The sequence below is a fragment of the Arthrobacter paludis genome (assembly GCF_056782315.1).
On the sequence record NZ_JBXAEW010000008.1, the window covers coordinates 107,101 to 121,121 of the forward strand.

Consider the following 14,021-nt stretch of genomic DNA (forward strand, 5'->3'; position numbering starts at 1 on the left):
CGCCGGCTCCTAGGGCCCGGCCCCGCCCGGGGCCGACCCGCCCGCCGGGTCGATCCACCCGTAGCGGCGCTCGGGCCGGCCCACGGTCCCGTACTTCAGCCCCACGCGCGCCCGCCCGCTCTCCACGAGCAGCTCCAGGTACCGGCGGGTACTCACGCGCGACGTCCCCAACGCCTCCGCGGCCTCCGTGGCGGAGACGTCCCCGCCGCGGCGGCGCAGCAGGTCCTCGACCAGGCTCAACGTCTCCTGGCTGTACCCCTTGGGCGGGCGTGCGTCCCCGGCCGCGCCGAAGAGCCGGTCCACCTCCGCCTGGTCGGCGGGTCCGGCCCCCGCGCCGAGCGACTCGTGCAGCCGGCGGTACTGTTCCAGCTTGGCGCGCAGGTCGGCGGCCTTGAACGGCTTGATGAGGTAGTTGACGATGCCCCCGCGCAGCCCGCGGCGGATGGTCTCGGCCTCCCGCGCCGCGCTGACGACGATCACGTCCGTCTGCGGGGACGCCTCGCGCAGGCGGGGCAGCAGGTCGACCCCGAACGCGTCCGGCAGGTAGATGTCCAGCAGCACCAGGTCCGGCTGGAGCCGGCGCGCCGCGGCCAGGGCCTCCGACCCCGTGTGTGCGACCCCCACCACGGAGAAGCCGGGCACGTCCTGCACGAATCCCGCGTGGACGCTGGCGACCATGAAGTCGTCGTCGACGATCAGGACGGTGGTCATACGGATCCCTTCCCCAGTTCGGCCGTGAACACGGCGCCGTCGTCGTTGCGCACCGCGACGCGCCCGCCGCGGCGGGCGCACACCGCCCGGACGATCGCCAGCCCGTAGCCGCGGTCCCCGCGCGGCGCGCCCTTGGTGCTGTACCCCTGGCGGAACACGGCGTCCAGGTCGCCCTCGGGGACCCCGGGCCCGGAGTCGGCGACCGTGACCCGGACGCGCCCGCCCACGTCCTCGACGCGGACCGACACCTCCGCGCCGGGCGAGCCCGCCGACGCGTCCAGCGCGTTGTCGACGAGGTTGCCGACGACGGAGGACAGGTCCCGGGCCAGGTCGTCGCCGACCTCCCCGAGGGACGAGGCCGGCTCCACCACCAGGCGCACCCCCCGTTCGGCCGCGAGGCTCGACTTGGCAACCAGCAGGGCGGCCACGGCCGGGTCAGCGATGCGCGCGGCGACGGCGTCGCGGAACGCCGTCCGGTCCTCCTGGATGCCGTCCACGAAACCGACGACGGCGTCGTAGCGGCCGAGCTGGATCAGCCCGGAGATCGTGTGCAGCTGGTTCGCGAACTCGTGGGTCTGGGCCCGCAGCATCTCCGTGGTCGCCCGCGTGGTGCCCAGCTCACGCTCCAGGGTCTCCAGCTCCGTCCGGTCGCGCAGGGTCGTCACGGCCCCCTCGACGCGGCCGCCCGTGCCGATGGGCCGGCGGTTGAGCACGAGCAGGCGCTCGCCGGCCAGGACCACGCGGTCCGTGATGGCGTCCTGTTCCAGCAGGGCGTCCCGGACCGCCGGCTCGAGCGCGAGCCCGGCGACCGGACGGCCGACGGCGTCCGGCGGCAGGCCCAGCAGGTCCCGGGCCGGCAGGTTGGCCACGGTGATCCGGCCCGAGCCGTCGACGGCGACCACGCCCTCCTTGATCCCGTGCAGCACGGCCTCGCGGTGCTCCGCCAGGGCGGCGATCTCCCGCGGCTCCAGGCCGAGCGTCTGCCGCTTGACCCGCCGCGACAGCAGCAGGGACCCGGCCGTGCCCAGGGCCAGGGAGATGCCCAGGTACACGGCCAGGTTCGGTGTCGCCGCCGCGGCCAGTTCGACGAACGGGGGGTACTCGCGGGCCACGACGGCCGTCCCGGCCACCCCGCCGTCGTTGCCGATCACGGGCACGTACGCGGCCAGGGTCTCCCGCCCGCCGAGTCCCGCGTGGCCGGTCCAGGCGCGGCCGGGCTGCGTGCCGGCGGGGCGCGGCAGCCCGTCGCCCAGCAGGGTCGGGTCGGTCGAGGCCACGACCGTCCCGTCCGGCGTCGCCAGCAGCGCGAGGCTCGTGCCCGAGAGCGCCCGCACGGATTCGGTGGCCGCCGGCAGGGCCGCCCCCATGCGCGGCTCGGTGTCCTGCAGCGTCCCCCGGACCACCGGCAGGGCCGCGAGGGTTTCGGCGGCGGAGAGCGCCCGCCGGCTCTCGGTGCGCTCGAACGCGCGCGTCGACTGCGCCACGGAGATCGCGAACACCCCGGCGAGCACGACCGCCACGATCAGCAGCTGCAGCAGCAGGTACTGGCCGGCCAGCGACATCCGGCGCCGGGGGCGCGGCGCTGTTCCGGGGGCCATGGCGCTCCTTCGACGGCGGGCGGGGACGGTGAAACGATACCGCCGGGCGCCGCCCGCCCCGGCGGGGTACGGGAACACAAAGACCACAATGTCCACTGCGACCACAACGGTGACCGGCGTCACCGGCATTCGTAACGTGGGTCTCGTTCACCCACCACAGGACAAAAGAGGACGGAACAATGCGCGTACGCAAGGGAACCGGCCTGCTGGCCATGGCCGCGGGCCTCGCACTCGCCGCGACCGGCTGCGGGGTCACCGGCGGCAGCACCGCCGAGGAGGGCGCCGCCGGTGCGTCGGCCTCCCAGGAGCAGCTGACGGGGCTGCGGATCATGGTCCCCAACACGGCCGGCGGCGGCTACGACACCACCGCCCGCGTCGCGGCCAAGGCCATGGAGGACGCCGGCATCGCCGACTCCATCGAGGTCTTCAACCTCGCGGGCGCCGGCGGCACCGTCGGGCTCGCCCGGACCGTCAACGAGAAGGGCAACGGCGACCTGGCCATGCTGATGGGCCTGGGCGTCGTGGGTGCCAGCTACACGAACGACACCGAGGCGAAGCTGACGGACACGACCCCCATCGCCAAGCTCATCGAGGAGCCGGGCGCCATCGTCGTCCCGAAGGACTCGCCCTACAAGACCATCGACGACCTGATCGCCGCGTGGAAGCAGGACCCCGCCAAGGTCAGCGTCGGCGGCGGCTCCTCGCCGGGCGGTCCGGACCACCTGCTGCCGATGCAGCTGGCGGAGGCGGTCGGCATCGACCCGAAGAAGGTCAACTTCGTCTCCTACGACGGCGGCGGCGACCTGCTGCCCGCCCTGCTGGGCGGGAAGATCGACGCGGCCGCCACCGGCCCGAGCGAGTTCCAGCAGCAGATCGAGAAGGGCGACATCCGCGTCCTGGCCGTCAGCGGCGAGGAGCCCATCGAGGGCATCGACGCCCCGACGCTCACGGACTCCGGCATCGACCTGGTCTTCACGAACTGGCGCGGCATCGTCGCCCCGCCGGAGATCTCCGACGCCGACCGCGAGCAGCTCATCGGCGCCGTGACCCGGATGCACGAGTCCCCGGAGTGGGACGAGGCGCTCGAGGCCAACCAGTGGATCGACGCCTTCGAGACCGGCGACGACTTCGAGCAGTTCCTGACCGAGCAGGACGACCGGGTCGCCAACACGCTGGAGAAGCTGGGCCTGGAATGAGTTCTGCCCGCACTTGGCTGAAGGACCGCTCCGAGCTGGGCCTCGCGGCCCTGCTCGGGGCGGCCGGGGCGCTCGCCATCTGGGACGCGTCCCGGCTGCGCGTCCCGTACTCCCAGGCCGACCCCATCGGACCGGCGACGTTCCCCTACCTCGTGGGCGGCCTGCTGCTGGTCTGCGCCGTCGTCCTCGCGGTGCGCGTCGTCCGCGGCGACCACGCCCCGGCCGAGGAGGGCGAGGACATCGAGCCCGGGACGCCGACCGACTGGAAGACCGTCCTGCCGCTCATCGGCGTCTTCCTGGTCGCCGCCCTCGTGATCGACACGCTCGGCTGGGTCGTCGCCGGCACGCTGCTGTTCTGGGGCGCCGTGACGGCGCTGGGCAGCCGCCACTGGGTCCGGGACCCGCTGATCGCGGTCGCCCTGTCCCTCCTGACCTTCTACGGCTTCTACCTCGGCCTCGGCATCAAACTGCCGGCCGGGATCCTCGAGGGGGTGCTCTAGGTGGAGACACTCAACCTGCTGCTGGACGGCTTCGCGACCGCCGCCACGCCGATGAACCTGCTCTACGCGTTCGTCGGCGTGCTGCTCGGCACCGCCGTCGGGGTGCTGCCGGGCATCGGCCCGGCCATGGCCGTCGCGCTGCTGCTCCCCGTCACGTACGGGCTCGAGGCCTCGAGCGCGTTCATCATGTTCGCCGGCATCTACTACGGCGGCATGTACGGCGGGTCGACGACCTCGATCCTGCTCAACACGCCCGGCGAGTCCGCGACCGTGATCACGGCGCTCGAGGGACACAAGATGGCCAAGGCGGGCCGCGCCGCGCAGGCCCTGGCCACGGCGGCGATCGGCTCGTTCGTCGCCGGCACCATCGGCACGGCGCTGCTCGTCGCGGTCGCGCCGATCGTCGTGGCGTTCGCCGTCTCCCTCGGGGACCCGAGCTACCTGGCGATCATGCTCCTGGCCCTCGTCGCCGTCACCGCCGTCCTGGGCCAGTCCAAACTGCGCGGCTTCGCCGCCCTCGGGCTCGGCCTGGGCATCGGGCTGGTCGGCATGGACCCCGTCACGGGCCAGCGGCGCCTGGTCTTCGACCAGCCCCTGCTCGTGGACGGGCTCGACGTCGTCGTCGTCGCCGTCGCCATCTTCGCCGTCGGCGAGGCCCTGTGGATCGCCGCGCACCTGCGCCGGAAGCCGACCAGCACCATCCCCGTGGGGCGGCCCTGGATGGGCCGCCAGGACTGGAAGCGGTCCTGGAAGCCGTGGCTGCGCGGCACCGTCTACGGCTACCCGTTCGGGGCCCTGCCCGCCGGCGGCGCCGAGGTGCCCACCTTCCTGTCCTATGTGACGGAGAAGCGGCTCTCCAAGCACCGCGAGGAGTTCGGCCACGGCGCGATCGAGGGCGTGGCGGGCCCGGAGGCCGCGAACAACGCGTCGGCCGCGGGCACCATGACCTCGATGCTGGCACTCGGCCTGCCGACCAACGCGACGGCGGCGATCATGCTCGCCGCGTTCATCCAGTACGGCATCCAGCCCGGCCCCCTGCTCCTGGAGAACGAGCCGGAGCTGGTGTGGGCGCTGATCGCGAGCCTGTTCATCGGCAACACCCTGCTGGTGCTGATCAACCTGCCGCTGGCCCCCGTCTGGGCCAAGCTGCTGCAGATCCCGCGCCCGTACCTGTACGCGGGGATCCTGTTCTTCGCGGCGCTGGGCGCGTACGCGGTCAACCTGCAGGCGTTCGACCTCATGCTGCTGCTCGCCCTGGGCCTGCTCGGCTTCGCGATGCGCCGCTACGGCCTGCCCGTGCTGCCGCTGATCCTGGGCGTGATCCTCGGACCCCGCATCGAGGACAAGCTGCGCACCTCGCTGCAGCTGAGCGCCGGCGACCCGGCCGGCCTGTTCTCCGAGCCCGTCGCGGTCGTGGTCTACCTGCTGATCGCGCTCCTGCTGGCCCTGCCGCTGCTCGTGGCCGGCGTGCGCCGGCTCCGCGGCACCCCGCGCGACCCGGACGGCCCCGTCTTGGGCGGCCCGGACGGGACCAGCCCGGACGGGACCACCCCGGACGGCGCCGCCCCGGAGGGCGCGACGGACGGCCAGGCGGACACCACCACCACCGGCCGCCACGCGGCCCACCGAGAGGAGTCACGGCCATGAGCGTCGTCGTCGGATACATCCCCACCGCCGAGGGCGAGGCCGCCCTGGAGCACGCCCTGGGCGAGGCACGGCGACGCGGCGCCCGCCTCGTGGTCATCAACACCTCGCGCGGGGACGCCGCCGTCGACCAGCGCTTCGCGTCGGCGGAGGGCGTCGATGCGCTGCGCTCCCGGCTCGACGCCGCCGGCGTCGACTACCGGGTCGACCACCGGTTCGACGCCGGCGACGCCGCGCAGGAGCTGCTCGACGCGGCGGAGGCCGAATCGGCGGAGGCCATCGTCATCGGCCTGCGGCGCCGAAGCCCCGTCGGGAAGCTCCTGCTGGGCAGCACGGCGCAACGGGTCCTGCTGCAGGCCCCCTGCCCGGTCCTGGCGGTGAAGCCGGACTAGCGGGCCGGGCCGCCGCGGCCCGGGGGCGGCGACGCGGCCGGGGCCCGCCGCGTCTGGGAGAATGGGGGCGTGACCGACGAGCAGCGCCCCTTCGCCCCGCCGCCCACCGACCGCCCCCGCCGCGTGGCCGTGCTCGGCTCGACCGGGTCCATCGGGACCCAGGGGCTCGACGTCGCCGCCCAGGCCCCCGGGCGGTTCCAGATCGCGGCCCTGGCGGGCGGATCGAACGTCGGCCTGCTCGCCGAGCAGGCCGTCGCGACGCGGGCCGCCGCCGTCGGCGCCGCCACCGGCACGGCGGACGCCCTGGCGTCCGCGATTGCCGAGCGGGCGGAGGCCGCCGGCGCGCCCGACTACCGCCCCGAGGTCTTCGCCGGCCCCGACGCCGCCGCAGCCATCGCCGCGTGGCCCGGCGCGGACGTCGTCCTGAACGGGATCACCGGCTCGATCGGCCTCGCGCCGACGCTGGCCGCCCTGCGCGCGGGCCACCTGCTGGCGCTGGCCAACAAGGAGTCCCTGGTCGCCGGCGGCGCCCTCGTCAAGGACGCCGCGGCGCCCGGCCAGCTCGTGCCCGTCGACTCCGAGCACTCCGCGCTCGCCCAGGCCCTGCGCGGCGGCGAGCCGGACGAGGTCGCCCGGCTGCTCGTCACCGCGTCCGGCGGGCCGTTCCGGGGGCGCACCCGGGCCGAACTCGCCGCCGTCACCCCGGCCCAGGCCCTCGCCCACCCGACCTGGGACATGGGCCGGGTGGTGACCACCAACTCCGCGACCATGGTCAACAAGGCCCTCGAGGTCATCGAGGCGCACCTGCTCTTCGACGTCCCGCTCGAGCGGATCGAGGCCGTCGTCCACCCGCAGTCCGTGGTGCACTCCATGGTCGAGTTCGTCGACGGCTCCACCCTCGCCCAGGCCTCGCCCCCGGACATGCGCCTGCCCATCGCGCTCGGCATGGCCTGGCCCCGCCGGGTCCCCGGCGCCGCCGCCCCGTGCGACTGGTCCGGGGCCGCCGCGTGGACGTTCGAGCCGCTCGACGAGGACGCGTTCCCGGCCGTCCGCCTGGCCAAGGAGGCCGCCGCCGCGTCACCCACCCACATGGCCGTCTTCAACGCGGCCAACGAGGAGGCCGTCGAGGCCTTCCACGCCGGTGCCATCGGGTTCATGGACATCGTCGACACGGTGCGGGCGGCCGTCGAGGCCTACGACCCGGCGGCCGTCGCCGGACAGGCCCTGGACGTCGAGGCCGTGCTCGCCGCGGAAAAGTGGGCACGCAAGGCCGCCGCCGATCGTTGGGGGACACTGTGACCGTTCTGCTCTTCGTCCTCGGCGTGCTGATCATGGCCGTCGGCATCGGCGTGTCCATCGCCCTGCACGAGGTGGGCCACCTGGTGCCCGCCAAGCTCTTCCGCGTCCGCGTGCCCCAGTACATGATCGGTTTCGGCCCCACCGTGTTCTCCCGCCGCCGCGGCGAGACCGAGTACGGGCTGAAGGCCATCCCGCTGGGCGGGTACGTGTCGATGATCGGGATGTACCCGCCCGCGAAGGACGGCGGCGTGCGCCGCGCCAGCACCGGCATGTTCCAGCAGCTGGCCGACGACGCGCGCAAGGCCGCGGCCGAGCAGCTGCAGCCGGGCGACGAGGACCGGCTCTTCTACCGCCTGCCGGTCTGGAAGCGCATCGTGATCATGCTCGGCGGCCCGGTCATGAACCTGGTGATCGCCGCCGTGCTGATGGCCGTGCTGCTCAGCGGGTTCGGCTCCTGGCAGTCCACCACGCACGTCGCGGAGGTGTACCAGTGCGTGGTGACCGGCGAGGAGCAGCGCGAGCGCGCCGACGCCGGTGAGCAGGCCTGCCGGCCCGGGGACCCGGAGGCGCCGGCCTACGCCGCGGGGCTGCGTCCCGGGGACACCATCACCAGCTTCGACGGGCAGTCCGTGGCGGAGTGGGAGTGGTCCGAACTCACGGCCATGGTGCGCGACGCGGCCGGGCGCGAAGTCAGCGTCGGCTACGAGCGCGACGGCGAGCAGCGCACGACCACCATGGTCCCGCTGCTCACCGAGCGGCCCGCGCTGGACCTGATGGGCCGCCCCGACACGGCCGCGGACGGCACCGTGCGCACCGTCCAGGTCGGTTTCGTCGGGATGGGCTCCGAGGCCCGGTTCATGACCCTGCCGCTGACCGAGGTCCCGGAGTTCGTCGGCCAGAACGTCCGGGCCGTGGCGAACGTGGTGCTGGACCTGCCGGCGCGGCTCGCCGCGGTCGCGGAGGCCGCGTTCAGCGACGCGCCGCGCGACCCCAACGGGCCGATGTCCGTGGTCGGCGTGGGCCGGCTGGCCGGGGAGGTCAGCGCCATGGAGGACATCCCCGTCCAGAGCCGCGTCGCCACGCTGATCGGACTCGTGGCGAGCCTGAACGTCGCCCTGTTCGTCTTCAACCTCATTCCGCTGCTGCCGCTGGACGGCGGGCACATCGCCGGGGCGCTCTGGGAGGCCCTGCGGCGCGGCGTCGCCAAGCTGTTCCGCCGCCGCGATCCCGGGCCCGTCGACATCGCCAAGCTCCTGCCGCTGACCTACGTCGTCGCGGCGCTACTGTTGGGCATGGGGGTCCTGTTGATCTACGCCGACATCGTCAAACCGGTCCGTCTCTTCGGGTAGGGCGCCCGACAGCGCGGGCCGGCGGAAGGGGGAACCGCATGGCGCACGCGCGCGCCCGGGGGGCGGCCGCACTGGCCGCGGCGGCACTGGCGCTGGCGGGCTGCACGCCGCCCGCACCCGCACGGCCGGGCACCTCAGGTGCCACGCACGCGCCTCCGGCGGCCACCGCCGCCACGCCGCCGGAGGCCGTGACGGTGCTCGATGCCACCGGTCCCCGGCTGGCGCTGGAGGCCAGCCGGACGTTCTTCGCGTCGGCGCCCACCGCCGTCGTCCTCGCCCCGGCCGGGGACGACGGCGGCGGCGCTCCCGCGGCCGGCGGCACTCCCGCGCCCGGCGGCGGTCCGACCGGCGCCGGCGGCGGCAACGCCCCCGCGCCGGGCGACGACGGCGGCGACGCCGGGGCCGCACGCCTCGCCGCGGCAGCCGACACCGCCGCCGCCCTGGGCGCCCCGCTGCTGCTCGCCGCCGGGGATCCGGGGGACCTCCGCGCGGAACTCGACCGCCTCGGGGCCGGAAGCGTGACCACGTTCGGCGAACCCGACGGCGGCTGGGACGCCCTCCTCGGGGAGCGGGAGCGGCGGAGCGGCGAAGGCGCCGCGTCCTCGACCGGCGACGCGCCCCCGGCGCCCGCGGCCGCCGGCACCGGACCGGACAGCCCCGCCGTCGCGGTCCAACTGGACCGGGACGGGGCGGAGGCGGGGGAGCTGGCCGCCGCCGCCACCGCCCTGGCCGCCGGGGCCGAACTGCGCGAACTCACCGGCCCCGACCCGCGCAACGACGCCGACCGCGGCTTCCTGGCGGACCATCCGGACGCGCCGCTCGTCGCGCTGGGGGACGGGTTCGGGGACCCGGCCGCCTTCGCCGGGCTGGCCCGTACCGCCGCCACGGGCCCGGAACTGCCCGGCGGCGGGCAGGTGCTCTTCCCCGACCGGCGGTTCGTGGCGCTGTACGGCCACCCGCAGACGGCGGCGCTGGGCGCGCTCGGCGAGCAGGACGTGGACGCCGCGGTTGCGCGCGTGCGCCGGCTGGCCGAGGACTACCAGGCCCACAGCGGCGAACCGGTCCAGCCGGCGTTCGAGATCATCGCGACGGTCGCGTCGGCCGCGCCCGGCGCCGACGGCAACTACTCGCGGCGCACCGAGATCGACGTGCTCGAGGAGTGGGTCGACGCCGCGGGCGAGGCCGGCGTGTACGTGGTCCTCGACCTGCAGCCGGGGCGCACCGACTTCCTCACCCAGGCCAAGCACTACGAGCGCCTCCTGGCCCGGCCGCACGTCGGGATCGCCTACGACCCCGAGTGGCGGCTGGAGCCCGGCCAGCGCCACATGGCCCAGATCGGCTCCGTCGGGGCCGAGGAGCTCAACCGCACCAACGCCTGGCTGGCCGGGCTCGTCAGGCGGCACGCGCTGCCGCAGAAGCTCGTGATCGTGCACCAGTTCCAGCGGCGGATGGTGGCCGGCCGGGAGGACCTCGACGCGGGGCACCCGGAGCTCGCGCTGCTTGTCCACGCGGACGGGCACGGCACGCCCGGGGAGAAGATGGCCACCTGGGAGAACGTGCGGCGCGACCTGCCGGAGGGGGCCCGGATGGCCTGGAAGAACTTCCTCGACGAGGACCGGCCCACGTTCACGCCGGGGGAGACCTTCGCGGTGCGGCCCAAGCCGTGGTTCGTCTCCTACCAGTAGGCCCGCCCCCGGCGGCCGGGGACCGGCCCGGGGACCGCCGCGCCGTGGATACACTGGCCCCATGAGCATCTACGCCGTCGAGTACGTCTACGCCCCCGGCACCGAATCCGCGCGCGACGAGCACCGCGCCGGCCACCGCTCCTTCCTGGCCGGGCTGGGCGACGGCGACTCCGGGGCCTCCCTGGTCGCCTCCGGGCCCTACACGGACGGCAGCGGCGCGCTCCTGCTCTTCGCCGCCCCCTCGGAGGGCCTGCTGGGCGAGGTCCTGACGCGGGACCCGTTCAACGCCCGGGGCCTCGTGTCCGGACTGCGGATCACCGAGTGGTCGCCGGTCACGGGGGAGCTGTCCCACTACGCGTGAGTCCCGCCACGCGAGTCGGCCCCCGGACGCCCGCGGGGCGATAATGGGTGCAACCACCCCCCACCACCACGGAGGAAACCTGTGACCTCGGTCAACCTCGGAATGCCGTCCGCCCCGCCGCCCGTCCTTGCGCCGCGCCGCAAGACGCGCCAGATCCGGGTCGGGTCCGTGGGGGTCGGCTCCGAGTCTCCCGTCAGCGTCCAGTCGATGACGACGACCCCGACGACGGACATCAACGCGACCCTGCAGCAGATCGCGGAGCTCACGGCCGCCGGCTGCGACATCGTGCGCGTCGCCTGCCCGTCCGCGGACGACGCGGAGGCGCTGCCCATCATCGCCAGGAAGTCCCAGATCCCGGTCATCGCGGACATCCACTTCCAGCCCAAGTACGTCTTCGCCGCCATCGAGGCCGGCTGCGCCGCGGTGCGCGTGAACCCCGGGAACATCCGCAAGTTCGACGACCAGGTCAAGGAGATCGCCCAGGCCGCCAAGGACCACGGCACGTCGATCCGGATCGGCGTCAACGCCGGCTCGCTGGACCCCCGGCTGCTCAAGAAGTACGGCAAGGCGACCCCGGAGGCCCTGGTGGAGTCCGCCGTCTGGGAGGCCTCGCTGTTCGAGGAGCACGACTTCCACGACTTCAAGATCTCCGTGAAGCACAACGACCCCGTCGTCATGGTCCGCGCCTACGAGCTGCTGGCCGAGCGGGGCGACTGGCCGCTGCACCTCGGCGTGACCGAGGCGGGCCCGGCGTTCCAGGGCACGATCAAGTCGGCGACGGCGTTCGGGGCGCTGCTCTCGCGGGGGATCGGCGACACCATCCGCGTGTCCCTCTCGGCGCCCCCGGTCGAGGAGATCAAGGTCGGGCTGCAGATCCTGCAGTCGCTGAACCTGCGCGAGCGCAAGCTCGAGATCGTCTCGTGCCCCTCCTGCGGCCGCGCCCAGGTGGACGTGTACACGCTCGCCGACCGGGTGACGGCGGGCCTCGAGGGCCTCGAGGTGCCGCTGCGCGTCGCCGTCATGGGCTGCGTCGTCAATGGCCCCGGCGAGGCCCGCGAGGCGGACCTCGGGGTCGCCTCCGGCAACGGCAAGGGGCAGATCTTCGTCAAGGGCGAGGTCATTAAGACCGTGCCCGAGGACCAGATCGTGGAGACGCTCATCGAGGAGGCGAACCGCATCGCCGAGGGCATGGGCCTCGAGGCCGGCGGCGGGCAACCGAGCGTCACGGTCGGCTAGCGGGCTGTTCGAACCCGACCCGCACCTGACAAACTGGTGCGAGGCGGCGCGTGGCGCGCCGCGGAAACGGGGGCGCGAGTGGCCAGGAATCCGATCGGCACGATCGCGCGCCCGGACGGCGAGGACGGGGGCCGCCATGCCCGCGGCCCTGTCCCCGCCGGGGTGCGCGTCCTGACCGGATCGGACACCGCGGCGCTGCGCCTCCTGGTCTCCCGCGACCCCGTCGCCAACGTCTTCATGGACGCCCAGCTCGAGGCGACCGGCACGGCCGCCCCGTCGGCGTCCGGCGCGCGCATCCTCGGGCTGTTCGAGGGCGGGGAGCTGGCCAGCGCCTGCTGGGTCGGGGCGAACATCGTCCCCGTGGGCGGCGACGCCCGCTCCGGCCGCCTCTTCGGGGAGGCCATCCTGCCCCTGGGCCGGCGCTTTTCCTCCGCGTTCGGCCCGGCCGCGCCCGTCCTCGGCCTGTGGGAGGCGCTCCGGGAGGGGCCCCAGCGGGCCTTCGACATCCGGCCCAACCAGCCGCTCATGGTCCTGGACCGGCCCCCGGCGCTGGAGCCGGACCCGGCGGTGCGGCCCGCCGAACGCGGCGACTTCGACGCCCTGCTGCCGGCGTGCGCCCGGATGTTCGAGGAAGAGCTCGGCTACTCGCCGCTGGCCGGCGGCGGCTCGCACTACCGCGTGCGCGTGCGCTCGCTGATCCGCCAGGGGCACTCGCTCGTGGACCGCGATCCCGGCGGCGGGATTCGCTTCAAGGCCGAGCTCGGCACCGTGTCCCGGCACGCGAGCCAAATCCAGGGCGTCTGGATGGCGCCCGAGCACCGCGGCCACGGGCTCGCGGCCGCCCGCATGGCCGCCGTGGCCGCCTACGCGCTCGGGATCGCGCCGGTGACGAGCCTCTACGTCAACGACTACAACGGCCCCGCGCTGGCCACCTACCGGAGGGTCGGGTTCCGCGAGGCCGGGACCTTCGCCACGGTCCTGTTCTGACGGCGGTAGCCTGTCCCTAGGACACGCCGGGCACGGCACGCCGACGCGGGGAGGACGCATGCGCACCACGGGCCACGCTGCCGCGGGCCGGGCGGCCTGCGCCGCCGCGGCCGCCGCCCTGCTCCTGGCCGGCTGCACGCCGCCGGGTCCGCCCTCCGGCACCGGCTCCCCGTCCCCACGGCCCGGGTCCTCCGCCCCCAGCGCCACCGCCCCCACGTCCGGCCCCGGCACCGGAGGCCGGTCCGGCACGCCCGGCGACCCCTCCGGCAGCGGTGGAACGTCCACCGGCGCCACGGCGACGGGCGGCGCCGACCAGACCCCGCTGGGCGACCTGTTGCCGGCCACGGCCCTGCCCGCCCTCGAACCGGCGGTCCTGGAGTCGGCGGCGCGCGCCCTGGCCGACGCCTCCGCGGGGGGACGCGTCGCCCTCGAGGAGGACCTGGAGCGCGGCCCCTCGCTGGGGGACCTGCCCGCGGGCGCCAGCGTGGAGCCGGCGATCTGCTCGGTGTTCGTCGACGAGACCCCGCGCGAGCTCTTGGAGGACGCCGACGTCGTGCGGGTGCGCTTCCCGGTCGCCGGCGCGACGGGCGAGCACACCGTCGAACTCGCCTCCTACGCCGACGCCGCGGATCTGGCCGCGCGGAGGGACCGCGTGAAGCGGGCCCTGCCCGCCTGCGGGCGCTTCACCGTGGGCGTGCCGGGCGCGGCCGTCGCCACGTCGGTGGAGGCGGTCGACCCCGACGCCGGCGCGCTGGAGCGGGCGGACGCCGTCTGGGGCACGGCCGCCACCGCCACGGCGTCGGGCCGGGACAGCACCTCCGTGTCCGTCTCCGTCCGGTCCGGCCGCGTGCTCGCCACCGCCACGCTCCCCGCCGGCGACCGCCCCGGGGACGCCGTCGACGACGCCCTGCGCTCCGCCGCCGAGGCCCTCGCCGCCGCCGGGGCCGCCCACAGGCAACCCGCCTCGGACACCCCCTCCGCCGGGTAGCGGCGTTTCGCCGCGGCGGTCGCGGGACCGCTACATTAGGAGGCGTCCGCCGCGGCGGACGCTCCCTCCTCCACC

At 75.1% G+C, this 14,021-nt stretch carries 13 protein-coding genes; 11 read left to right on the plus strand and 2 right to left on the minus strand.

Features of this window, described 5'->3' with window-relative positions; translation table 11 throughout:
- Positions 1 to 9: 9 nt before the first annotated feature.
- Both AC1Q5D_RS08535 and AC1Q5D_RS08540 read right to left on the minus strand, forming a co-directional pair.
- Entirely contained in the window at positions 10 to 711 is a 702-nt protein-coding gene (locus AC1Q5D_RS08535; protein WP_481738160.1) for a response regulator, read from the minus strand.
- Positions 708 to 2,273, minus strand: a complete 1,566-nt coding sequence (locus AC1Q5D_RS08540) for a sensor histidine kinase (RefSeq protein WP_481738225.1) — start codon at positions 2,271 to 2,273, stop codon at positions 708 to 710. Before AC1Q5D_RS08540 ends, AC1Q5D_RS08535 begins: the two co-directional genes overlap by 4 nt.
- Before the next feature lie 215 nt (positions 2,274 to 2,488).
- Between AC1Q5D_RS08540 and AC1Q5D_RS08545 the strand changes: the two genes are divergently transcribed.
- The 11 genes from AC1Q5D_RS08545 (at position 2,489) to AC1Q5D_RS08595 (ending at position 13,946) form a co-directional block, all read left to right on the plus strand.
- Entirely contained in the window at positions 2,489 to 3,505 is a 1,017-nt protein-coding gene (locus AC1Q5D_RS08545) for a Bug family tripartite tricarboxylate transporter substrate binding protein (protein ID WP_481738161.1), read from the plus strand.
- A complete protein-coding gene (locus AC1Q5D_RS08550) occupies positions 3,502 to 4,005 on the plus strand; it encodes a tripartite tricarboxylate transporter TctB family protein (protein WP_481738162.1) in 504 nt (167 codons plus the stop codon). The genes AC1Q5D_RS08545 and AC1Q5D_RS08550 overlap by 4 nt, the downstream gene beginning before the upstream one ends.
- 51 nt (positions 4,006 to 4,056) lie before the next feature.
- Positions 4,057 to 5,652: a tripartite tricarboxylate transporter permease gene (locus AC1Q5D_RS08555; RefSeq protein ID WP_481738226.1), complete on the plus strand. Its 1,596-nt coding sequence runs from the start codon at positions 4,057 to 4,059 to the stop codon at positions 5,650 to 5,652.
- Positions 5,649 to 6,041, plus strand: a complete 393-nt coding sequence (locus tag AC1Q5D_RS08560; RefSeq protein WP_481738163.1) for a universal stress protein — start codon at positions 5,649 to 5,651, stop codon at positions 6,039 to 6,041. The genes AC1Q5D_RS08555 and AC1Q5D_RS08560 overlap by 4 nt, the downstream gene beginning before the upstream one ends.
- Before the next feature lie 69 nt (positions 6,042 to 6,110).
- Entirely contained in the window at positions 6,111 to 7,340 is a 1,230-nt protein-coding gene (gene dxr, locus AC1Q5D_RS08565; RefSeq protein WP_481738164.1) for a 1-deoxy-D-xylulose-5-phosphate reductoisomerase, read from the plus strand.
- Between the two features lie 32 nt (positions 7,341 to 7,372).
- Positions 7,373 to 8,689, plus strand: a complete 1,317-nt coding sequence (locus AC1Q5D_RS08570; RefSeq protein ID WP_481738227.1) for a M50 family metallopeptidase — start codon at positions 7,373 to 7,375, stop codon at positions 8,687 to 8,689.
- Positions 8,690 to 8,727: 38 nt separating this feature from the next.
- On the plus strand, positions 8,728 to 10,374 hold the full coding sequence (locus AC1Q5D_RS08575) for a hypothetical protein (protein ID WP_481738165.1): 1,647 nt from the start codon (positions 8,728 to 8,730) through the stop codon (positions 10,372 to 10,374).
- 61 nt (positions 10,375 to 10,435) lie between these two features.
- Positions 10,436 to 10,735 carry a YciI family protein gene (locus AC1Q5D_RS08580; RefSeq protein WP_481738166.1) on the plus strand — a complete coding sequence of 100 codons (300 nt, stop codon included), beginning with the start codon at positions 10,436 to 10,438 and terminating at the stop codon, positions 10,733 to 10,735.
- A gap of 81 nt (positions 10,736 to 10,816) precedes the next feature.
- The gene (gene ispG, locus AC1Q5D_RS08585; RefSeq protein WP_481738167.1) at positions 10,817 to 11,971 is read left to right on the plus strand and encodes a flavodoxin-dependent (E)-4-hydroxy-3-methylbut-2-enyl-diphosphate synthase; all 1,155 of its coding nucleotides are present in this window, start codon (positions 10,817 to 10,819) and stop codon (positions 11,969 to 11,971) included.
- A 78-nt stretch (positions 11,972 to 12,049) separates the two neighbouring features.
- Entirely contained in the window at positions 12,050 to 12,958 is a 909-nt protein-coding gene (locus tag AC1Q5D_RS08590; RefSeq protein WP_481738168.1) for a GNAT family N-acetyltransferase, read from the plus strand.
- A 58-nt stretch (positions 12,959 to 13,016) separates the two neighbouring features.
- Positions 13,017 to 13,946: a hypothetical protein gene (locus AC1Q5D_RS08595; RefSeq protein ID WP_481738169.1), complete on the plus strand. Its 930-nt coding sequence runs from the start codon at positions 13,017 to 13,019 to the stop codon at positions 13,944 to 13,946.
- The last annotated feature ends 75 nt before the right edge of the window (positions 13,947 to 14,021 follow it).